Source organism: Frankia casuarinae (assembly GCF_000013345.1).
Lineage (GTDB): Bacteria > Actinomycetota > Actinomycetes > Frankiales > Frankiaceae > Frankia > Frankia casuarinae.
Window position 1 is genome coordinate 72,471 of the sequence record NC_007777.1, and the last position, 21,389, is coordinate 93,859.

Annotated in this window: 20 protein-coding genes; 7 read left to right on the top strand and 13 right to left on the bottom strand. The window is 68.5% G+C overall.

Annotated elements, in window-relative coordinates; translation table 11 throughout:
• Positions 1-10: 10 nt before the first annotated feature.
• The gene (locus FRANCCI3_RS00280) at positions 11-1,072 is read right to left on the bottom strand and encodes an alpha-ketoacid dehydrogenase subunit beta (protein WP_011434533.1); all 1,062 of its coding nucleotides are present in this window, start codon (positions 1,070-1,072) and stop codon (positions 11-13) included.
• Entirely contained in the window at positions 1,069-2,268 is a 1,200-nt protein-coding gene (gene pdhA / locus FRANCCI3_RS00285) for a pyruvate dehydrogenase (acetyl-transferring) E1 component subunit alpha (protein ID WP_011434534.1), read from the bottom strand. Before pdhA ends, FRANCCI3_RS00280 begins: the two co-directional genes overlap by 4 nt.
• Before the next feature lie 126 nt (positions 2,269-2,394).
• Here pdhA and FRANCCI3_RS00290 point away from each other — a divergent pair, with 126 nt between their 5' ends.
• Positions 2,395-3,306, top strand: coding sequence for an LLM class F420-dependent oxidoreductase (locus tag FRANCCI3_RS00290; protein WP_011434535.1), 912 nt, complete (start codon positions 2,395-2,397; stop codon positions 3,304-3,306).
• 108 nt (positions 3,307-3,414) lie between these two features.
• On the top strand, positions 3,415-4,632 hold the full coding sequence (locus FRANCCI3_RS00295; RefSeq protein WP_011434536.1) for a CapA family protein: 1,218 nt from the start codon (positions 3,415-3,417) through the stop codon (positions 4,630-4,632).
• Between the two features lie 96 nt (positions 4,633-4,728).
• Here the strand turns inward: FRANCCI3_RS00295 and FRANCCI3_RS00300 are convergent, their stop codons facing one another.
• Positions 4,729-5,238, bottom strand: a complete 510-nt coding sequence (locus FRANCCI3_RS00300) for a Fur family transcriptional regulator (protein WP_369807835.1) — start codon at positions 5,236-5,238, stop codon at positions 4,729-4,731.
• A 274-nt stretch (positions 5,239-5,512) separates the two neighbouring features.
• Between FRANCCI3_RS00300 and FRANCCI3_RS28835 the strand changes: the two genes are divergently transcribed.
• Both FRANCCI3_RS28835 and FRANCCI3_RS00305 read left to right on the top strand, forming a co-directional pair.
• Positions 5,513-5,608: a hypothetical protein gene (locus FRANCCI3_RS28835; protein ID WP_023840601.1), complete on the top strand. Its 96-nt coding sequence runs from the start codon at positions 5,513-5,515 to the stop codon at positions 5,606-5,608.
• Positions 5,609-5,698: 90 nt separating this feature from the next.
• A complete protein-coding gene (locus FRANCCI3_RS00305) occupies positions 5,699-6,319 on the top strand; it encodes a hypothetical protein (protein WP_011434538.1) in 621 nt (206 codons plus the stop codon).
• On the opposite strand, the gene FRANCCI3_RS00310 is transcribed toward FRANCCI3_RS00305, so the two are convergent.
• From FRANCCI3_RS00310 to FRANCCI3_RS00320, 3 genes are all read right to left on the bottom strand, one after another.
• Positions 6,261-7,892: a hypothetical protein gene (locus FRANCCI3_RS00310; protein WP_108913668.1), complete on the bottom strand. Its 1,632-nt coding sequence runs from the start codon at positions 7,890-7,892 to the stop codon at positions 6,261-6,263. The genes FRANCCI3_RS00305 and FRANCCI3_RS00310 overlap by 59 nt on opposite strands.
• Before the next feature lie 61 nt (positions 7,893-7,953).
• Positions 7,954-9,201 (bottom strand): pyridoxal phosphate-dependent aminotransferase, encoded by a 1,248-nt coding sequence (locus FRANCCI3_RS00315; protein ID WP_011434540.1) that lies wholly within the window; start codon positions 9,199-9,201, stop codon positions 7,954-7,956.
• 133 nt (positions 9,202-9,334) lie between these two features.
• Positions 9,335-9,532, bottom strand: a complete 198-nt coding sequence (locus FRANCCI3_RS00320; RefSeq protein ID WP_035957958.1) for a hypothetical protein — start codon at positions 9,530-9,532, stop codon at positions 9,335-9,337.
• A 324-nt stretch (positions 9,533-9,856) separates the two neighbouring features.
• Between FRANCCI3_RS00320 and FRANCCI3_RS00325 the strand changes: the two genes are divergently transcribed.
• Complete coding sequence (locus FRANCCI3_RS00325; RefSeq protein WP_035729259.1) at positions 9,857-10,192, top strand: type II toxin-antitoxin system VapB family antitoxin; 336 nt, start codon at positions 9,857-9,859, stop codon at positions 10,190-10,192.
• Here the strand turns inward: FRANCCI3_RS00325 and FRANCCI3_RS00330 are convergent.
• Together FRANCCI3_RS00330 and FRANCCI3_RS28840 are read right to left on the bottom strand one after the other, a co-directional pair.
• Positions 10,171-10,527: a hypothetical protein gene (locus FRANCCI3_RS00330; RefSeq protein ID WP_011434542.1), complete on the bottom strand. Its 357-nt coding sequence runs from the start codon at positions 10,525-10,527 to the stop codon at positions 10,171-10,173. The two genes, FRANCCI3_RS00325 and FRANCCI3_RS00330, sit on opposite strands and share 22 nt — an antisense overlap.
• A 128-nt stretch (positions 10,528-10,655) precedes the next feature.
• Positions 10,656-12,026, bottom strand: coding sequence for an HNH endonuclease (locus FRANCCI3_RS28840; protein WP_131728887.1), 1,371 nt, complete (start codon positions 12,024-12,026; stop codon positions 10,656-10,658).
• A gap of 547 nt (positions 12,027-12,573) precedes the next feature.
• Between FRANCCI3_RS28840 and FRANCCI3_RS26535 the strand changes: the two genes are divergently transcribed.
• Positions 12,574-13,296, top strand: coding sequence for a hypothetical protein (locus tag FRANCCI3_RS26535; RefSeq protein WP_023840608.1), 723 nt, complete (start codon positions 12,574-12,576; stop codon positions 13,294-13,296).
• Between the two features lie 1,053 nt (positions 13,297-14,349).
• On the opposite strand, the gene FRANCCI3_RS00340 is transcribed toward FRANCCI3_RS26535, so the two are convergent.
• Together FRANCCI3_RS00340 and mscL are read right to left on the bottom strand one after the other, a co-directional pair.
• Positions 14,350-15,498 (bottom strand): S1C family serine protease, encoded by a 1,149-nt coding sequence (locus tag FRANCCI3_RS00340; RefSeq protein WP_023840609.1) that lies wholly within the window; start codon positions 15,496-15,498, stop codon positions 14,350-14,352.
• Between the two features lie 730 nt (positions 15,499-16,228).
• Entirely contained in the window at positions 16,229-16,624 is a 396-nt protein-coding gene (gene mscL / locus FRANCCI3_RS00345) for a large conductance mechanosensitive channel protein MscL (RefSeq protein WP_011434546.1), read from the bottom strand.
• A gap of 1,114 nt (positions 16,625-17,738) precedes the next feature.
• Here mscL and FRANCCI3_RS25765 point away from each other — a divergent pair.
• On the top strand, positions 17,739-18,422 hold the full coding sequence (locus FRANCCI3_RS25765; protein WP_083494738.1) for a hypothetical protein: 684 nt from the start codon (positions 17,739-17,741) through the stop codon (positions 18,420-18,422).
• Positions 18,423-18,450: 28 nt separating this feature from the next.
• Here the strand turns inward: FRANCCI3_RS25765 and FRANCCI3_RS00355 are convergent, their stop codons facing one another.
• From FRANCCI3_RS00355 to FRANCCI3_RS00365, 3 genes are all read right to left on the bottom strand, one after another.
• Positions 18,451-19,629 (bottom strand): PHB depolymerase family esterase, encoded by a 1,179-nt coding sequence (locus FRANCCI3_RS00355; RefSeq protein WP_011434548.1) that lies wholly within the window; start codon positions 19,627-19,629, stop codon positions 18,451-18,453.
• 27 nt (positions 19,630-19,656) lie between these two features.
• On the bottom strand, positions 19,657-20,055 hold the full coding sequence (locus tag FRANCCI3_RS00360; RefSeq protein WP_236701411.1) for a hypothetical protein: 399 nt from the start codon (positions 20,053-20,055) through the stop codon (positions 19,657-19,659).
• A gap of 196 nt (positions 20,056-20,251) precedes the next feature.
• Entirely contained in the window at positions 20,252-21,340 is a 1,089-nt protein-coding gene (locus tag FRANCCI3_RS00365) for a mechanosensitive ion channel family protein (protein WP_236701410.1), read from the bottom strand.
• Positions 21,341-21,389: the final 49 nt, after the last annotated feature.

The following is a 21,389-nucleotide window of genomic DNA, read 5'->3' on the forward strand; positions in this document are numbered from 1 at the left end:
CTCAGTACGCTCAGTACGCGAAAGAACGGTCCACGGCGTCGAGGATGCGGTCGACGTCGGGGAGGTAGTGATCTTCGAGGCGGGCCGGGGGATACGGGGTGTCGAAGCCGGTGACCCGCAGGACCGGCGCCTCCAGGGAGTAGAACGCCCGCTCCGTCACCCGCGCGGCGACCTCGGCCGACACCGAGACGTTGGACGGTGCCTCATGGACCACGACCAGCCGGCCGGTCCGGCGTACCGAGTCGAGCACGGGTTCCAGGTCCAGGGGTGAGAGCGTCCGCAGGTCGATGACCTCCAGCGACCGGCTGTCGTCCGCCGCGCTGATCTCGGCGGCGTCGAGGCAGGTCCGTACGGTGGGGCCATAGCCGACGAGGGTCGCGTCCGTGCCGGTGCGCACGACCCGGCTGGCGTGCAGCTGGGTGAGCTCGCCCGCGGGCAGTTCGGCGAGGGGGCGCGGGTCGACCACGCCCTTCTCCCAGTACCGCCGTTTCGGTTCGAGGAAGATCACCGGATCGTCGGACCGGATGGCCTGCTGGATCATGTGATGGGCGTCGACCGGGTTCGAGCAGGCGACAACCTTCAGGCCGGCGGTGTGACAGAAGTACGCTTCCGGCGACTCACTGTGATGCTCGACGGCGCCGATCCCGCCGCCGAAGGGGATGCGGATCGTCACCGGCAGCCGGATCCGGCCGGCCGACCGGTAGTGCAGCTTCGCGAGCTGGCTGACGATCTGGTCGAACGCGGGATAGACGAACCCGTCGAACTGGATCTCACAGACCGGCCGGTAACCGCGCATGGCCAGCCCGATCGCCGTGCCGACGATCGCCGACTCGGCCAGCGGGGTGTCGATGACCCGGGCCTCGCCGAACTCCTGTTGCAGCCCGTCGGTCACCCGGAAGACCCCGCCGAGCTTGCCGACGTCCTCCCCCATGATCAAAACCTTGGGATCGGCTGCCATCGCCGAACGCAGCCCGAGGTTCAACGCCTTGGCCATGGTGACCGGGGCGCGGGCAACCCGCTCACCGACCTCGTCGGAGCGCTGCTCCCCGGCGACGACGGCCCCGCTGGTCACCGGTTCCCCTCGGGTACGCCCATCTCGTCCTCCACGCCGGGCCCCTCCACGTCGAACATGGCCGCCAACGCCGATCGCTGGGCCGTCACGAGTTCATTCTCAGCCACCTGCACATGGTCGAACAGGCTGGCCGGGATCGGATCCGGCAGCGCGACGCACTGCGCGCGCAGCTCGTGCGCGAAGGAGTCCGCCTCGATGGCCAGCTGCCGCAGACTCTCCTCGGTGAGCAGGCCCCGCGCCGTCAGGTAGGCGCGCATCCGGTCCAACGGATCACGCCGACGCCACATGTCCAGTTCACCCTTCGGACGGTAGCGGCTGGGATCGTCTGCCGTGGTGTGTGGATTCATCCGGTAGGTCACGGCCTCCACCAGCACCGGACCACGCCCGGCACGCGCGGTCGCCAGGGCCCACCGGGTCACCGCGAGACACGCCAGCACGTCGTTGCCGTCCACCCGCACGCCCGGGAAACCGAAGCCCGCGGCCCGGTGGACGATCTCGATCCGGCTCTGGCGCCGGGCAGGTGCCGAGATGGCCCACTGGTTGTTCTGGCAGAAGAACACCAGCGGGGCGGCGAACACGCTCGCCCATCCGAACGCCTCGCTGACATCGCCCTCGCTTGACGCCCCGTCACCGAAGTACGCAATGGCCGCGTCGTTGGTGCCGTCCCGGGCGATTCCCATCGCGTAGCCGGTGGCATGCAGTGCCTGCGAGCCCACGACGATCGAGTAGAGGGCGCACCCGTGGGTGCCCGGATCCCAGCCACCGAGCGTCGTGCCGCGATAGATCGCCAGGATTTCCCTCGGCCTGACTCCCCGGCACCAGGCCACCCCGTGTTCCCGGTACGACGGGAACACCATGTCGCCGGGCCTCAGCGCCCGGCCGGATCCGACTTGGGCCGCCTCCTGGCCCCGCAGGCTCGCCCACAGCCCCAGCTCGCCCTGGCGCTGCAGGCTGGTCGCCTCCTCATCGAACCGGCGGATGAACACCATGTCCCGATACAGCCCGTACAGGTCGTCGTCGGTCAGGTCGGCGATCTGGGCGGCCAGATCGACGGCTGTCCGGGGCGGGTCCGCTCCCGCGGCGTCCACCCCGCCGGCGCGGGCTCTGGAGGGATCGGGTCCCGGCGCGTCGGGTCCGGCTGCCGTCGTCGTGGACGCGGTGGTGATCCGGTGGCCGGTCGGGGTGAGCAGCTGCATGAGCTCCGTCACACTTGCCAACGATAGACCTTGGACGGACAGTGGCAACCGGATCCGGCGGTCCCGCCGTGACGAGTGACCATCGTTCCTGCTCGGTACGGTTGCGCGGTGACGAGTGCGCAGCACATGAGCCGCCCGCCGGCCCGGCGTGAGATCGGCAAGGTGGGGATCTGGAGTGGCCAGTTCGACTTCTCCCCGGCCGCGGTCGTCCGGGAGGCGGTCGCGGAACTCGACGATCTCGGTTATCCGACGTTGTGGACCGGTGAGGTCAAGGGGCGCGAGGTGCTGGTCACCGCCGCTCTGGCGCTCGCGGCCACCTCCCGGATGACGATCGCGACCGGGATCGCGCAGATCCTCGCCCGTAACCCGCTCACCATGACCGCCGGTCAGCTGGCCCTCGCCGAGGCGTACCCGGACCGGTTCCTGCTCGGGCTCGGGGTGTCCCACGCCGAGCTGATGCACATCCGGGGCGCCTCCTACACGCGCCCACTCGCCCAGATGGCGGCGTACCTCGACGAGATGGACCGGATGGCGGTCGAGCAGTACCGGGCCGTGCCACCGCCCGGTGTCCCGCCACGGGTGCTCGCCGCGCTCGGTCCGAAGATGCTCGGCCTCGCCCGGGACCGGGCCGACGGCGCCCACACCTATTTCGTGCCACCCGAGCACACCGCTGCCGCCCGGGACATCCTTGGGCCCGGCAAGCTGCTCGTCCCCGAGCAGGCGTTCGTCTTGCACACCGATCCGGAACAGGCCCGTGAGCTCGCCCGCCGGCACACCGGGTCCTATCTTCGGCTGCCGAACTACACGACGAACCTGCGGCGCTTCGGGTTCGACGACGACGATCTCGCCGGCTCGGGCTCGGACCGCCTGGTCGACACGATCGTCCCCTGGGGGGACGCGGACGTCCTGCTCGGGCGGATCAAGGAGCATCTCGACGCCGGGGCCGATCAGGTGGCCGTGCAGGTGCTTGACTTCGACCGCCGTGGGCTGCCGCGTCGGCAGTGGCGCGAACTGGCACCGGTGCTGTCGGCACTCTGACCTCGGACGGACCACGGCGGTCGAGTTCGGGATCATGGGAACGGTCGGGACGCGGCCGGTTTGCGAGTGGCTCGTCGTGGCGCGGTCGTCACGGAGGGGGAGCCTGGGGTGGAGCGGGGTGCAGTCAGCCGGCGTGTTCGGCGTGTTCGGCGTGTTCGGTGCAGACGCGGGCGCACGGCCGTCGCCGGTGGCGTCGCCGTCATCGTCGGATTCATGTTCGTGGCCTGCGCCGTGCCCTACGGCGAGGACCATCCGAGGCCGACGCCGACGACTCATGCCGATGGTGCCCCCGTCACCACCGGTCCCTCCGCCTCAGCCGCGGCCACCGGGGGAGCCGGGGGAGCCGGGGGAGCCGCCCCCGTCGGTGACGGCCCGCGGCGGCCGACGGGGCAGCCGGTCACCATCGCCTTCGGCGGCGACATCCACTTCGCGGGTGCTCCCGGTCAGCGGCTCGCCGCCGATCCGCGGACGGCGATCGGACCCATGTCGGCGGCCCTGAGCGCGGCCGATCTTGCGATCGCGAACCTGGAGACGGCGGTGACGGACCGTGGCACCGCGGCCCAGAAGGCGTATGTGTTCCGGGCTTCGCCCACCGCGTTCACCGCGGTACGGGCGGCCGGCATCGACGTTGTCACGATGGCCAACAACCACGGCATGGACTACGGCATCGAAGGCCTGCAGGATTCGCTGCGTTACGCTCGGGAGGCGCACTTCCCGCTCGTCGGCATCGGCGTGGACGACACCGCCGCGTACGCCCCGTACACGACGACGGTCAAGGGGCAGCGTATCGCCGTCCTCGGGGCCACCCAGGTGCTCGACGACGAGTTGATCGCGGCCTGGACGGCGGGTCCGCACAAGCCCGGCCTGGCATCGGCCAAGGAGGTCGATCGGCTGGTGCGAGCCGTGCGGGCCGTGCGGGCCGCGGCGGACACGGTCATCGTCTTCCTGCACTGGGGGACCGAGCAGCAGCAGTGCCCCAACGAGGCACAGCGCGCCCTGCTCCCCCGGCTGGCGGCCGCGGGCGCGGACGTCGTCATCGGGAGCCACGCCCACGTTCTGTTGGGCGCTGGATGGAACTCCGATGGAGTGTACGTCGGCTACGGGTTGGGGAACTTCGTGTTCTATTCCTCCGGCGCCGGCCGGAACACCGAGTCCGGGGTGCTGGAACTGACCGTCGCCGGCCGGGCGGTCACGGCCGCCGCCTGGCTACCCGCCCGGATCGTGGGGGGCATCCCCCAGCCGGTGACCGGTGCCGCGGGAGCCCGGGCCCTGGCGAGTTGGAACGCTCTGCGCGCCTGCACCGGCCTCTCGGCGACGGCACCCTGACCGACGGCTGCGCGCACTGTGCTCCGCCGCGCGCACTGTGCTCCGCCGCGCGCACTGTGCTCCGCCGCGCGCACTGTGCTCCGCCGGGAACCTCGCTCAGGTGGCTGGTCGGGCCGCGCAGATGGTGCAGGTGCCGTAGATCTCCACGGTGTGCACGACGTCGACGAATCCCTCGGCGTTGGCGACCTTGGCGGTCCACGCCTCGATCTCCGGTCCGGCGATCTCCACCGTCCGGCCGCAGGAGCGGCAGACAAGGTGATGGTGATGGTCGTCGGAGGCACAGCGCCGGTAGACCGTCTCACCGTCGTCCCGGCGGATCATGTCGACCTCGCCGCGGTCGGCCAGCACCTGCAGATGGCGGTACACTGTCGTGAGCCCGACCGCGGCGCCCTGCGCCCGTAGCCGGGCGTGCAGATCCTGGGCGCTGGTAAAGGCGTCGGTCTCGGCAAGCGCGGCGGAGACGGCGTCGCCCTGCCGGGTGGCACGCACGGCCGTCCCCCGGCTCGGCGCCGGACGGCGCTCCACCGTCTCATCCCGATGGTTGCAGGGGTCGCGGGCCGGCCGGCCCGCGCCGGCCGACCTGGTGTCGTTCCCCGCGGTGCTCACGTTGCTCCCTTCGCCGCCGTTCAGGCTGTCTGGTCGGTTCAGTCTGTTGCCGGAGGCGCCCTTACCGTCCGTGCCTCTCATCCCGACTGTGCCGTCCGTCCCGCCCGGGGTGCGCGCCAGCCGTGGGGTCGGCTCGGACCCATGAGCTTCTTGGGGTGTACGGGCCACGTTCTCACTTTCTCATCTCCTCGTCGCGCTGGGCGTGCCTGTCGATGGGAATGGGCACGCGTCCGTTTGTCATTATTGAAAATGGTTTTCATCTCGGAGGCGCTGGGTGTGGCACGACTCCGCCGGTGGCGAGCAGTACCGGCGTTTCGTCTCGATCGGAGCGCAGGTGCTCAACCAGAAACCCGAACTCGCCAACTGCTGACGGCCGCACGCTGACGGTCGCACCCACCGATGATCTGCAACACTCCGAGGCATAACCTTCGCCCAGAGTAGATCCAGGACGGAGGGATGCATGGCGGGGCGTAGCGGCCGACCTGGGTGGTTGCGGGAACCGGATCCGCTCCAGAACCCCCTCGGTAGTCGGCTCGCCATCCTCGGCGCGATCGTGTTGGTGATCGGCGGGGGAGCGGCGACCCTGGCGGGCGGTGCGGATCCGGCGTCCGGGCTGCCCACGTCCACCGCTGGCGATTCTGTGTCCACCGCTGGCGATTCTGTGTCCACCGCGAACGACTCTGCCGAGCTGGCCTCCTGGTACCACGGCAGCGAGGGTCTGCGGGCCCGGGTCGCCACGGACGTCGCGGCGGCCCGGGCGTATCTGGCCGCCCAGGACGGCGCTTCCCTGCAGCCCGTCTGTGTCTCCCTCGGCACCGACACGCAGGCGGCGCTGACCGCGCCGGTGCCGCCGACCGTGGCCGCGCAGGCGCGGTTCGATGCCGGCGGCAGGGACTACGCCGCCGCTGCGGCGTCCTGCAAGCAGCTCTTCGATGGCACCCGGATCCAGGTCGGCGTGCTGCAGCAGCGCATCGCGGCGTCGTTGGCGGACGGTGACCGGGAATGGGGGGCACTGGCCGCTCTCATCGGACAGCCGATGGCGACCGCGAGTCCCCCCGCGGCGTCGGGGCGCAGCGGGTGAGGCCGTGCAGGGTGCCGGTGAGCGGAAAGGTCCGGATCTCTTGCTCACACCATCCGGCCTGCCGCAGGGACGCGAGTTCGGCGGCCGTGCCCCGGAGGTCGTAGGCGAGGATGAACAGCAGGATCCGGTTCGGCGGTTGCGGGCGGCTGCGGATCGCGCTGTCCGCGCCGTCCGCGCCGTCCTTCCCGATCACGCTCAGGAAGGTCGTCGCCGATCGGGGTACCCGGGGCCCGACCGGCGGTTCCCCGGACGATGCGTCGTCGCTGAGGTCCATGGCGTAGAGCCAGCCCGCCCGTGCCAGTCGGCCGCCGACGATGACGAGATCGCCCGCCCGATACTCGGCGCGGGCGGCGATCGTCGCGTCGACCATGGCCTCGATCGGACGGGGATCGTGGCGTTCGTCCCATAGCGTGACGGTCCCGCCGACCGCGCAGACCGGCATCACCGCCAGCGCGATCAGGCCGACGGCCGCGGGAAGCCGCGCCGGCCCAACCAGCCTGGCTGTCTGGGCCGTGCGGGCCAGGTCGGCGACGCCGACCGCGACGATGATGGTGAGCAACGGAACCAGAAACAGGTTGGTCCGACAGGCCCCGAAGGGCCAGTAGCGTCCGGCGCTGGCCGCGAGTTGGAGCAGTTCGGCGCCGACCAAGGCGACGATAAGGATCATCCCGTCGGGGCGCCGGCGCAGTACCCGGACTCCGAGCGCCAGCGCAACCGCCGTGGCCGTCCCGACGAGCAGCGTCGGGAGGCGATGCCCCTCGAGGAGGGAGTGCACCAGATTGGGGTCATAACGGTCGATCCCGGGCGGGACGCCACCGAGAATCGCGCCGGTCTGTTCGAGCGTGAACCGCAGGCCGCCAAGGATCCCTCGACCGGCGAGGAAGTGATCGTCCCAGAAATGGCTCGCCCGTTGGCTGGACTGGTGCGCCACAAAGATCATCATGTGGGTGCCGGTCAGGAGGAGGGCGGGGCCCACCCGTCCGGCGGTGCGCACCACGGTGCGTCGGGGCACCGCGCGGACCAGGTCGTAGCCAGCGAGGGGAACCAGCAGAAACACCGCTGGCAGCGACAGCAGCGCCAGCGCCCCGGCCGCGGTCCGGCGTGGGAGCGTGGCCTGTCCCGTCCACAGCGCGACCACCGCGAGGGTGACCACCGCATCGAGGACGTAGGGCTTGAGCTGCGTGCCGGTGTCGACGACGGTGCCGGCGAGGGCGGTCGTCACCGTGGCGGCCACGGCCGGTACCCGGCCGGTGAACCGCCGCGCGAGCAGGAAGCCGCCCGTAGCGAGAAGCGGTAGCCAGATTCCCGCTCCGACGAGCCGGAGCGACCAGCTGTGCCAGCCGAGGATGGTCCCGGTCAGCCGGGTCAGTGCCAGTGAGCCGACCGAGGACGGGGTGTTGGCCGCCGTCAGCTCCGACCAGAACGTCGGCCACGGTTCCCCCGCGAAGTGCGGGCGCCACAGCTCGTCGTACCAGAGCGGACGATCGATCCGGGCTCGCAGCGCGATCTGCACCCCGATCGTGGCGGCGACCAGTAGACCCACGAGCAGGACGTCGCCATGCCGTTTTTCCACAGGTTGTCCACAGGACACTGGCGTCCTGTGGACAACCTCCCCGATGGTGTCGATTGCTCCGTCAGTTCCGTCGTTGGGAGGGGCACTGTTGTTGGGAGGGGCGTTTGTAGGAGGCCAGGAAGCGATCGATCCGGCCGATGGCGTCCGTGAGATCGTCCACCGCGGGCAGGGTCACGATCCGGACATGGTCGGGATGCGGCCAGTTGAAGCCGCTGCCCTGGACGAGCAGGATCTTCTCGGCCAACAGCAGATCGAGGACGAAGCGCTCGTCGTCCCGGATCGGGTAGACGGCGGGGTCCAGCCGGGGGAAGGCGTACAGCGCCCCCCGCGGCGGGACGCACGACACCCCGGGGATGTCGTTGAGGAGCTTCACGACCGTGTCTCGTTGTTCGCGCAGCCGGCCGCCGGGCAGGACGAGGTCCCCTGCGCCGCCGTCCTCCGTGAGGGCGGCGACCGTGGCGAACTGCCCGGGCGCGTTGGCGCACAGGCGCATGTTCGCGAGGATGTTCACTCCCTCGATGTAGCTCGAGGCGTGGCCGCGCGGACCGGACATCACCATCCACCCGGCCCGGAACCCGGCCAGCCGATAGGACTTCGACAGCCCGTTGAAGGTCATGCAGACCAGGTCCGGCGCGAGCGCTGCGGTCGCGATGTGCTCGGCGTCCTCGTAGAGGATCCGGTCGTAGATCTCATCGGACAGCAGCATCAGGTGGTGGCGGCGGGCGACCTCGACGATGTTCTCCAGCACCTGCCGGTCGTAGACGGCACCAGTCGGGTTGTTCGGGTTGATGACGACGATCGCTCGTGTCCGCGGGGTGACCTTGGCGGCGATGTCGTCGAGGTCGGGCGCCCAGCCGGCGGACTCGTCGCAGAGGTAGTGCACGGGCCGGCCACCGCACAGGCTGACCACGGCCGTCCACAGTGGATAGTCGGGCGCGGGGAGCAGCACCTCGTCGCCGTTGTTGAGCAACGCCTGCAACGACATCATGATCAGTTCGGAGACGCCGTTGCCGAGGTAGACCCCGCCGGGGTCGATGCCGGTGACCCCCTTGCGGAGGTGATAGCGCACGACCGCTTCCCGGGCGGCGAGTAGTCCCTTGGAGTCGCTGTAACCCTGTGCATCCGCAAGGTTTGCCACGACGGCCTCGAGTACCTCCGGCGGTGCGGAGAAGCCGAACGGCGCGGGATTGCCGATGTTCAGCTTGAGGATGCGCGACCCCGCAGCTTCCAGCCGGGTCGCTTCGTCGAGGACAGGCCCACGGACGTCGTAGCAGACGTCGGCGAGCTTGTCGGACTGGGTGAACTCCATCTGCCCAGGGTAGGTGGGCTGTCCAGCGGATTTTCGACCGGTCGGCGGCGTGCCGGCGAGTTCACCCCGAGGGAGTGACTCCGAACTCGACGGTTGCGTGCTCGTCCGGCCTGATCGGCTGATCCCTGTCCGGTCACCGAGAGCCGTGCCGCTCCTTGGCACGAAGATTGACGATATTCGCCTTGAGATCGATCGTATCGATGAGACCGATCTTGACCTGTGATGGAGCTGGAGTCACCTGCACTCCGGTCACCTGCACTCCGGTCACCTGCACTCCGGCAATCTTGTCACCGGTCGCCGCAGGTTTCCCGTGCCGGGCAAGCTGCGGCATCTGGTGAGATCAGGTGAATACGCACTGATCAGATCCGGTTCGGCAAGCGCACACGTGGAGAGGTCGATGCGTCGACCGGCGTCTGGAGGCGGGCAGAGCACGACGTCGTCCATGGAATCTCCTTGGCATCAGGTTAAGCTTACTTAAGTCATGCCTGGCTGTGAGATCGGGAGAAGGGGTGCCAGCTGGGGGCATCTGACCTGCAGCCGTGGTCCGGGTGTCCACGCGGCTCGATGCTGCGGGGCCACCGGGGTCTTATAGGAGGGGCGGGGATTCTAGGCTGTCGTGGTCGGAGAATGTCTCGCCCTCGAGGAGGAGGTGCCGGTGATCTTCAGATTGGTCGGAGACGGTCGCCCGTACCCCGAGCACGGCCTTGGCCAGCGGGACTGGGCGGCCATTCCCCCTCGCCAGGTTCGGCTTGACCAGCTCGTCACCACCAAGCGAGTGCTCGCACTCGATGTTCTCCTCGATGAGGACTCGACCTTCTACGGTGACCTCTTCCCTCACGTCGTCGAGTGGGACGGAGCCCTCTACCTGGAGGATGGCCTGCACCGTGCTGTACGGGCCGCGCTGCAGCAGCGCACGTCCATACACGCCCGCGTCTACGTTCTGACCGGCCCGGCCCTGACCGGTCCGGCTCAGTCGTCGGCGGCGCGGTAGATGACGAAGACGTCCTTGCCGATCCTGGCGAAGAGGTAGCGCGGACAGTCTGATGTCGGACGGTACGCCATGATCGGGCGGAACACCGGTGACCGCCTGACCTCCTTGAGGCTGCCACCTGCCATCTGGCGTGCACGGCTTCCTGCGATGTCCAGCTCGTCTGAACGCTTGTACCATCCGCCGCAGTAGCGGATCTCGTCCGGTCGTGATGTCCACGCGGGGGTGCGGAAGAACCACATCAGATACACCGTCCGCATCAGCAGCACAAGCAGCAGGATGATGAACAGGGCTCGGATGAAGTTCCCAGCTCGTCCGGGCGCGAGGATGGGGCTCACAAGGTTGGGAGCCTACGGGCATCCCGTTCGTAGCTGAGCATCGGCTCTCGTGTCCCCCCCCCCCCCCCATCGGGTCGCGGTACGCCGAGGCAGACATTTGGATCATGTCCATACCCCCTGGGGGTAATTCAGGCTACTCGTCTTGTCGGGACGGTCTCAGCTGGCGCGGCTGAGGTGTTATCGCTGAGGAGCTCCAACAGATCCGGACCCAGATGCAGCCGTGGCGCCTGCTGCATCAGCGTTCCGTCACGATGGCGGGCGACAATCGAACCGTCGCGTCCGCGCTGCAGAACAATCCGCCTTTCATGAATAGTCCGATGATGAAGGGAGCAGATCAGAACGAGATTATCAAGATCTGTATTTCCGCCTCCGGATGCCCATTCCTTCATATGATGTACCTGGAGCCAGCGGGTATGATGGCAGCCCGGATACTGGCATACCCCTCGGTCGCGTGCATAAATTGCTAGCCGCAATCTCGTGGTTGGGTTTCGGCGGGTGCGACCCAGCATGAGAGGGTTTCCCTTGGAGTCTATAATAAGTGTCCGAAGGAGGCTGTCGCAGGACAGTCTTCGAACGACGTTCGGTAGAACGGGGATATGGTCCTTCACATCACACCTTCGGGTATTCAGTCCATTCCCTTCATGTCGCTGGAGGGGGGATCCATGGTTCTCTCGGCTTGAACCGATAAGTGTATCAATATCTATGTGTACATTTATCGTGTGAGATGTGGAGCTCATCAGCGTGGGAGCGCCGGTGGAGAGGAAAGATTCGGACATAGCCGTCAAGGCATCGGCTTTCATCTCAGGACCTGCGTGTGTTATCGAGGTGTCATTGATCGAGCCCTCGGCATCGGATGTCGTGGAAGAATCTTCCCGGTTAGAGTCTCGGGAGTCGTGCAGGCTTGACATGGCCATGACGAGAGCGCTCTCAATGATCGCACCACGGGCTGGATCGAGGCGGACGGACAGTGAAAATGTTCCATCTTCGTTCCACCGCCAAGAGCACCGCGTATTGTTCGGGCCATCTTCGTCGCGCCCCCCGTTCTCATCTTTTTGATCATGATTGATTTTGGCATGCAAGGACACGAGTCTCTCGAGCTTCTGCGCTGTGCACTGTGCGGCCTGCTCAACCCACCTTGCTTCCGTCTCCGGCTCGGCGACACGTGTTATAGCCCGAACCTTTGAATAGGAGATCTCTCCTTTGGAGAAGGACTCGCGAATGAGGGGAAGGAGTTCTAGTGCTCGGGCGACTCGAAGGTAGTCGTAGCTGGCGCGAAGTCCGAGTCCGCACCGCCAGGACAACCAGTGCGCGCAGGTCGGCATGCCGCTGGCGGACCAACCTTTGCGGCGATCGAAGGCAGCGAGCAGAATCAGCCAACGGCAGGTGGCGGCAGCCAGTCGACCCGCCCAGCTGCAGAGTTCCGTCTCGAGGGCAGGGAGGGGAACCGTCTCCAGATCTTTACCGAACATGTGTTCGATTATGGCGCGCGATGGGACCATCGTCAACCGCGTCTGGTGGGCGAACCATCTCAGCGTAGATCGCGTTATAGATCGTCAGCGGGGGCGACATCGAGAATTCTGTTTGCTTGAGGATGCGGTCGCCACAGCCGCAAGTCATGCGCTGTTCCGCGGTGCGGTCTTCCTCGACGGGCGTAGGGGTTGACGCCGTGGCGAGTGTGACGCAGAATCGACCATGTGTTCGGTTGGCTCCTGTCATCCTTTCAAGTGCGCGGGATTTCAAGTACGCGAGCACAGCCAGAACACGGTGATGATCTTCCGTGAGAGGTAGCCAATTATGCCAGCTCATCGGCGAGAAACTCTGCGGCATATTTCTTTTCGACATACTGGCGGAGAACGGGGCCGGGGACCCTGCGTGGGCAATGCGTGATTATGGCGCCGACGGGTCCGGGACCGAACCGCAGTCCCTTCTAGGCCGAGTATCGGCACTCGGCGGATCTCGGGCCTTTTAACGTCTCTCGACCTGGCAGCTTTTGAGTATGCCCGTACCCACATTGTTGTGCAATGTGTACTAGAGAGAGAAGACTAGATGAAAATGGGCAGCGGTATTGTGATCGTATTGGTGATCCAGCCGCCCGTGCTGGGTGAACTTGTCCCTCCGGTGGAGAAACTGCTGGGGGCAGGTCCGGTACTTGGGCTCCCGGGGTTGCCACTCGGCGGGGACGTCGGCGTCGGAGCGTCCACCCCGGTCGGTGTCGTCGAGGGTGGGGTGCTGGTGGGTGCCGTCGTGGGTCTGCTGGCTGGCGATGGAGCCGTGGTTGGCGGCTGTGTAGGAGTCGTGGTCGGTGGCTCCGTCGTCGGCGTGCGTGGCGCCGGGGCGGTGGATGGCGAGGACGGAGGCGATGTCGCAGGCGTCTTGACAAAAGCAGGGTCGGGACGGTGGGTGGCGGAGGGCGAGGGCTTGCTGACCTGTCGCGCGATGGGCTCCATGAGGTGTGGTTCCAAGCCTCCGGGCGATGCAGCCCGGCTGGTAAACGCTCCGGCAACCGTCGGGACGACTGTCGAGGACGTCGCGGCCGCATTGCTGGGTGCGGCCGCAGGCATGGGCGGACGTATCGCGTCCGGGGTCGGTGCCTGCGTCACCTGCCCCTGCGTCACCTGCGTGATATTCGGCTCGTCCTCCGACAGCAGCTGGGCATCGGAGGTGGGCCAGTTCATGGCCGCCGTGAGGCCGGCGACGGCGATGGCCGTCACCGCGGCGACTGCCACCGCCGACCGCCTGCGCCATCCCGCGCTGCCGCGGCCAGCATGAGTCTGCGGTGCGTCGGTGAGGTCGTTGTCGGAGTCCATGCGCATGAGCGGGAGTACACGCACGGAGTGCGTGGTGGCGGCGATGATGGTTTTCTCGGCGTCGGCGTACCTGTCACCGCTGGGTGGAGCCGTCGGTACCTTGACGAGATTGACCTTCGGTGTCTCCTTGGTGGTCTCGCCGACTTCGCTCTCAGTATCGGCTGCCGCTGCCGCTGCCGCTGCCGCTGCCCGCCGACTGGCGGCTGAGGCTGCGGCTACAGCCGCGACAGCGGCGCGATCGAAGGTGCGCGCGAGGCCGACCCGCAGACTCGCTGGCGCCGGAACCACGGCACCGGCGAGGAGCTCTTCGGGCGAGACTCCATGGGGTACCGGGATGCTGCGCGCCTGGGGCGATCCAGACCAGGCCAGAGCGCTTCCTCGAGCAAGCTCGAGTAGCCAGGACCGCAGCCGGGTGGGATCGCTCAGAGGATTTAGACGAGTGCGGGCGACGAGGGCGAACGCCGTCCCGGCCGCTGCGCGGGCCACGGTGGGATCGCCCAGAATCAGCAGGCACATCGAGAAGACATCATCGGCGTACAGATCGTAGAGATCGTCGAACGCCTGTCGGTCACCACGTCGGACACGGGCCACCAGGTCCGCGTCGTCGTCCATACTCAGCTTCTCCCCGGGGACTAGCGGCGGCCCCGGAACGGGCCGGCATCGCCCCATCGGTAGCCCGGTGAGGCAGTCCCAATGCTAGAAGTTCGTCCCCCGCAGCGGGTGAACGTCGTGAAGATTTTGTTGTCGCCGATTCGACAGTCGATAACGCTTGACTACTGATGCCGTCGCACTTTGATCCTCATCGACTACGGCTGGTTACTTTGCCTGGTAGGTCCCACGGCAGGGTGGCCATGTCCCGTCGGAGACGGGACCAATCCGCCATGGACGAATCTGCCTTCAATGAGTATAAGTCGAAATCTGTCACCAATTCGGCGGAACCGGCGTTCGGAACCGGACCGGCCATTCGCGGCCTTCCACCGGATGGCACCATGCTTCTTGCGGGTCGGGACATAGCTCAGGATGCCGGTGGTTGTTGGGCGAGCCGGGCCTTGACGGTGCCGCTCTGTCCATCACGGGTATAGGTCACTTCCACCTCGTCGCCGATGGCGTGGGACCGGACCGCCGCGATGAGGGAGTCGACGTCGTTGACGGCACGGTTGCCGACCTTCGTGATGACGTCGCCGGTGCGAAGGCCGGCCCTTTCGGCGGGTCCACCCGGAACCATGGAGCGGATCTGTGCACCGTTGCCGCTGGAGGCGGTGGAGCGGGTGTTCTCCTCCGCGGTGGAGGCGCTGACGCCCAGGTACGGGTGCCGGGCGCTTCCCGTGGAGATCAACTGGGTGGCCACCGACTCGGCATAGTTGCCCGGAATAGCGAAACCGACGCCGATGTTGCCGGACTGCTGGCCGCCACCGAAGGGACTTCCACCACCCACGGTCGCGATCGCGCTGTTCACGCCGATGATCTCGCCGCGACTGTTGACCAGCGGACCACCGGAGTTACCGGGGTTGATCGATGCGTCGGTCTGGATTGCGTCGAGCACGGTGTTCTGCTGATCCCGCACGGTTGAATCCCCGGTGCGCACCGGGCGATGCACGGCACTGACGATGCCGGACGTGACCGTACCGTTCAGCCCGAGCGGACTGCCGACCGCTACCACCAGTTCCCCGATGTTCAGCGTGTCGGAATTGCCGAACGTGGCCGCAGTGAGACCGGTGGCATTGATTTTGATCATCGCGAGGTCCGAGCTCGGATCCGTGCCTACGACCTGCGCATCGAAGGTACGACCGTCCTGCAGGGTGACCGTCAGCGAACCGCCGTTCGCGGCACCCGAGACCACATGGTTGTTCGTCAGGATATGCCCGTCCGAACGGATGATGGTGCCGGAGCCGGTGCCCGACTCGCTGCTCGATTCCTCGGAGATTGTCACGACACTCGGCAGGATCTTCTGCGCCGCGGCCGACACGGTGTTCGCGGCTGCCGGCGACGTTCCACCGGAACTGTCCACGGTGTTGTGCAGACCGGCGGATGTGACGATGGTCTGCCCCCCGTTGTTATCGGCGACCAGCGCTCCGACACCGCCACCTACACCAGCTGAGACCAGGGCAATGGCGAGTCCGGCGGCGACGAGCCGCCGTCGGCGCCAAGGCGGCGAGGCGGCCATGGTTGTCCCGTTGCCGTAGAGGTCCTGGGCGGGTGGCGAGCCGGCGCCGCTCGGGGAACTCCACGGCGGTCCCCAGGAATGCCCTCCGGTCGGGGGTCCCGCGGGGGGGCCCGCGGGGCCGGCCGCGCCGTTCAGAGCTCTCGGGGCAGCGGGACCACTGGGTGGCGGGCCTGAAGGTGGTCCCCACGGGCCGCCGGGCGGCGCCGCCGGAGGTGGGCTTCCCGCGGAGAACGCGGCCTGCTGCTGGCTGGCCTGGGACGGCCCGGCCGGGTACGGAGAATCCGGATACGGACGAGGATCCCCATGCGGGGGATGGGGATTCGGATACTGAGGATGCTGGCCGGAGGATGGCCCCAGCGCCGGCGGTTGGCTGTACGGCGAGCCGGGCGGACGGGAAGGCGGGCCCGCCGGGAGGTCGGGTTCGGAGCTGGCGGGACCAGCCGGGTGAGCTTGGCCGGCTGGTGTCCCGGCCGCGCTGCCGATGGGCGGAGCCCAGGGGGAGGGGGAGTCATGCCCGGCGCCGGACCCCTCCCTGCCGCCGCCCCCGGGGGCGGCCTCGGCGCTACTGCTGAAGGGGAGACGCGGTGTCATGGTAGGCACTTTCCCTTGAAAGCCTGAGCGATTCCTGAATGCCGACCAACGTTCGGGTAAGCGATCCGGCGTGGAGCCGCGCCGCGCCGGGTCGGCCCGACCCGGGCCGACCCGGCCCGGCCCGGCTGGGTCAGCTGGGTCAGCCGGTGGGACGGTGTTCCGCCAGTAGATCACGAATTTCCGTGAGCAGGCGTGCCTCGTCGGTGAGTGCCGGGTCCTCCTCCGGCGGGACCTGCCCCCGCGTCCGCCGCTCGTTGATGGTGTTCAGGGGGAGTACTACCACGAAGTAGATCACTGTAGCGACTGAGAGGAATGCGATGACGCTGTTGATGAACTCGCCGTACCGAAACACGCTGCCGTTGATGGTGAAGGTGAGGGCCGAGAAGTCGGGTTTGCCGAAGATCGCGGCGATCAGCGGGGTGAAGATGGTCTTCACCAGCGACGTCACCACTGCGGTGAAGGCGGTGCCGACCATGACCGCGACCGCCAGGTCGACGACGTTCCCTCGCATCAGGAACTGCCTGAAGCCCTTCATGTGGCGTCCCCCCTGAAATATGTGCCTGATGACATGGGAGGATATCGACGCAGATCAGTGGGTGACCGGCGAGGTGCCTGGCCGATCCCTTTACGCCTTCGGGGGGCTACTGTCAACTAAGCTCGCGCAACGTCGACGCAACGCCGTGGTACACCGGTGGCACGGGTGGACGCAAGCGGAGCTCGGGATCGGAGGTCGTCTGGTGACGGACGGTGTGCGACGGACCGAGTGGGACGACGACGACCGGCAGTCTCCCTACTATCAGGGGAGCGGCAGGGGTCCCTCGATGGAGCCGTACCAACCAGCGGGGCCGGATCCGCGGCCTAGCGGCTACGGCCCTCCGACCGGGCCATATGACGCCGCGGGCCCGGTGACCGGGCCCTACCACCCGGTACCGGCGAGCCATGGCGATCCCGGCCATGGCGATCCCGGCCATGGCAGTCCACGTCAGGGCAGTTCGATACAGCCCGAGGATATCGATTCCCCGTCCACCGGCACCTCGATGCGCCGGGCGCTCGTCCCGCCCGCTCGGACCGCTCGGACCGCTCGGGCTGAGAGCCCGCGGTCCCGAGCCGTTCCTGGTTCCACTCCCACTCCCGCACCCGCACCCGGTTCCACTCCCGGGCGTCGACCACCCGGATGGGCTACCGATGGAAGGTCGGCTCCACGAGGTGGACCGGATCGGCAGAATGAGGTCGGTCTGCCGCGGGCCAGAAGGGCGATGCCGACACGTCGGGCCGACGGTGCCTCCACAGGCGGTCCGCCGACCGGCGGCGCCGGGATGAGAGACGGTGGAACAGGCCCGCGGATGCCCTACGGCAGGGATGCCGGCGACGACCTCGGACTCGACCGACGCCATGCCGACCGCACCGATCCTGATCGGCCCGGTCGGCCCGGTCGGCCCGGTCGGCCCGGTCGGCCCGGTCGGCCCGGTCGGCCCGAGGCTTACCCGCCGGGCGCGGGGCGGAGCCGGCCGAGTCCGGCGCGGTTCGGAGCCGATCAGCGGGTCGCGGCGCGTCGCTCGGGGAGCCTGGCCTCCGCCGCGGGCACAGCCGATTTCCCCGACGATGACGACGCTCGCGATTCCCGACAGGGAGATCGTGATTCCGACACCATGCCTTTCCTGCATCGGGTCGGGGTGGCCCTGGTGGTGCTGGCCGTGGCACTCGGGGTGGGCGTCGGGGCCGGTGCCGTCTGGGAAAAGGTCCGGCCCAGCGGCCGGACCGCCAATGCGGCCCCGGCGCCGACGGCAGCATCGTCCGGCGGCCCCGCAGCGGCCGCGCCCAGCCCAAGCACAGGGGCGGCTGGCGGTCAGGCAGCTGGCGGTCAGGCGGCTGCGGGCCAGATCGCGGTGCCGGCGGACTGGACCTCGTTCACCGACACTGTGCAGAAGGCCACCTTCTCCCACCCGCCCGTGTGGAAGCAGCGGCGCGACAACACCGGCATCTTCTACGGCGAGCCCGGCACCGTCTCGGAGTACGGACCGCAGATGATCGGGGTGGCCCGGGTCGCGGTGCAGGATCCGGTGGCAGCGCTCACGCAGGTCCAGTCCGCCGAGTTCAACACGGTCCCCGGTCTGACCAGGGACCATTCCGGTCCGGCGACGGACACCAGCGATCAGCCCACCCAGGAACTTGCCGGCTCGTACGACCGGGAGGGGCAGCGGGTCTCCTACCTCATGCGCACGGTGTCGGTGGCCGGTGCCGTGTACGTGCTCATCGCGCGAGTGTCGACCAACGTCCTGGCGTCGCTCAACACGCTGATGGGCGCACTGCGGTCGTCGTTCGCGCCGGCCTGATCCGTCCCCGCCGGCTGGCCGTCATGGGTCACATCCGTGGGCCGGGCCGCGCGGAACGGGCCGGAGCCAGCAGATTCCAGATCACCCTGCCCGTGGCGAAGGCGGCCGGTCCGGAGACGGCCGGCCAGCCGTGGGCCAAGGCGGGCAGCAGGAACTGCACGACCCGGGCCGAGGAGGCACAGGGGGTCTCCTTGCGCAGGGCGACGGCCGGTGACGTCACTGCGGTCGAATTCGCGGGCACACCCGGGACGGCACTCGGCATCAGGACCCGCGGGGCGGCGTTCACCGGCGCGCTTGCCGGGTTCACCGGCGCGCTTGCCGGGTGCACTGGGGGCACGGCGACGGGCGCGGCCACGTCCGCATCCGTTCCAACGCTCAGCGCGGACGGTGATGCCACCGGAGCGTGCCATGGCACGCCGGCCGAATCCGTGAGGACAGTGTCCGTAGGCCGGCTCGGGACGGGGCAGCGATCCACCGACCGGAACGGGATCATGCTCTCCTCGACCGACGTGATCGCGGTCCGTAGCACCGGCGACCAGGGGGTCCCCTGGTAGGGGATATGGCCGTCCGCCCCGCCGTGGACGTCCACGACGGTCAGTGGGGCGCCCGGATGGCAGTCCGACACCTGACGGCTGGCCGCCACGACGGCGATGCCCGCGAGTTCGTCTCCGTGTTCGCAGGCGTACCGGTAGGCCAGCATGCCACCGTTGGACAGACCGATCAGGCTGACCCTGTTCCGGTCGATCGGGTAGTGCTCGCTGAGATGCGCGATCAACGCGCGTAGCCAGCCGACGTCATCGGTATGGTTGGTCACGGCGGGTTCGCAGCAGGTTCCAGCGTTCCATGCCCTGTTGAGGCCGTCCGGGTACACGACGGCGAGGCCGGCGGTACGGGCGAGGCCGTCCAGGTCCCAGTGCTGCTCGGGATCCGTGCCGTCGTAGTACAGGCTGTGCAGCGCCACGAGCAGGGGATAGGGCTTCGGGGCGTCGGACGGGGGCAGGGTCACCCGGATGTGGGCGCCCCGTCCGGAGCGTTCGAATGCATCGGGACCCGTGGTCGGCGCGGGGGTGGCGGCCAGGACCACATGACCACGTCGGGGACCCTCCAGCACGCCGCAGCCGGACGTCGTCAGCAGAAGGGGAACCAGGAGGGCGAGGAGCCAGGCCGCGGCGACGCGGCGGCGACGGACGGCTGGCACGAGGGCCATTCTGACGCGCGTCCAGCGCCCCGGGCGTCACCGGTGTCGGTGATTGCTCTTCGTGTTCGATCTACTACGAGCGAGATCGCCTTCGGGGGCGCGGACCACATTGAGTCTGGGACGATCCGCGTCGGAAGGTACCCAGCGGCCCGATGACCGTGCCTCCGTGTTCTCCGCGGCCGTGCGGTAACGGTCGAACGCCTCCTGGGCGCGGCTTTCCAGATCGTCCACGAGAGCGAGTGACTCGCGTACCCGCCGCTCCCCGGCGGGACCGGCGGCGAGCAGGTCCGACAGACAGTTGTCCACGGCACGCCGCGCCGCCAGCCAGCCGAGGAGCAGTCGGGAGCGCTCCATATCCGAGAGCTCGTCCACCGAGATGTCCCTCCGCTCGCCACTCGTGACGTTGATGAGGTTTCCGCCGTGAGGATCGGCCACATGCGGACCGATCCGGCGGGGTCCCCTGGCTGGGTCAGGTGTCCGGGTCAGGGCGATATGCGTGGTCGAGGTCAGTGACCGACTTTTACCGTCCGTCCTCTTCCAGAGTGCCCCACCTGGGGCCCGAACGCGCCGCAGTTCGCCGAACGCACATCCACCGGTCGACGCGACCGGGACGTGGGGGACGGACCACACGTTACGTGGGTCCCCCCGGAAGCGGTCGGTCGGCGGTCGGCGGGGGCTCGTCCACCGCGGACGGTGGAGGTCGTTCGGAGGAGCCGGTTTTGGACAGTGGTCCCTCACCCGGTGGCGGGATCGGGGGTCGGGGCGAGGCGACGGCCGGCGGTGGCAGCGGCTGTTTCGGCGCGTGTGCCGAGGAGTCTGTGTGTCCCGGGGAGTCTGCGTGCCTCGGGGAGTCTGTGTGCCTCGGGGAGTCTGTGTGCCTCGGGGAGTCTGTGTGTCCCGGGGAGTCTGCGTGTCCCCGGGAGGTGTGTGGGCTCGGGGGACCGGTGGGACCGGCGGGACCCGGGAAGCCGTGGGGTGTGGACGGGCGGTGAGAGACCGACGATACCTGGGGCACCGTGGTGGGGCGGCGATCGTGCCACTTCGCCCGAGCCTCGGCGGCGGTGTCCTCGACATGATCGAGGATCTCCTCCCATCGGATCTGCATGGGTCGAATGAGGCCGCCTCCCACGCCGACGACGATCACACCGGTGAGGGAGGCCAGGATCGCCCAGAGGAGCGGTGTGGTGACCGACGTCGCGAGTCCCACCTCGTCCAACGCCGCCTTGCCGAAGGCGACTACGAGCACGGTGGCCACGATGTTGCCGGCCGCCCGTCCGTACGCGAGGTCGCGTAGTGCCTCCGTGACGAAGGTCCGGACGACCCGGCCGAGGCCGACCCCGATCATGATGACCAGCGTCGCGAGCAGGGTGTGGAGCAGCAGAGCGAGTAGATCGGTCACGGTGTCCTCGGCCGCGTTCGGTCCGAAGACCCCCAGCGCGATCCGCAGCACGCCGAGCAGGCCGATGCCCATGAGCACCCGCAGCCCGCCCGCACGCACGCTCGGGGCCGGCTGGTGCAGTAGCCGCGGCAGGCCGGCGCGATCGATGATCCGATCCAGGCCGGCGCGTTCGGTCAACCGGGTGACGAGGCGCGTACCCGCCCGAACCAACAGCCAACCGAGCAGACAGATCGCGAGGAAAAGGCCAATTTTCGGGGCTGTCGCGGCGATTTGCGACCAGGCGTCGGAGAAGCCCCGATCCCACTCCACGGCAAGCGTCACCCGTACAGCACAACAGCAAACGCTGTGTAGTTGAATGATGACACGCCGC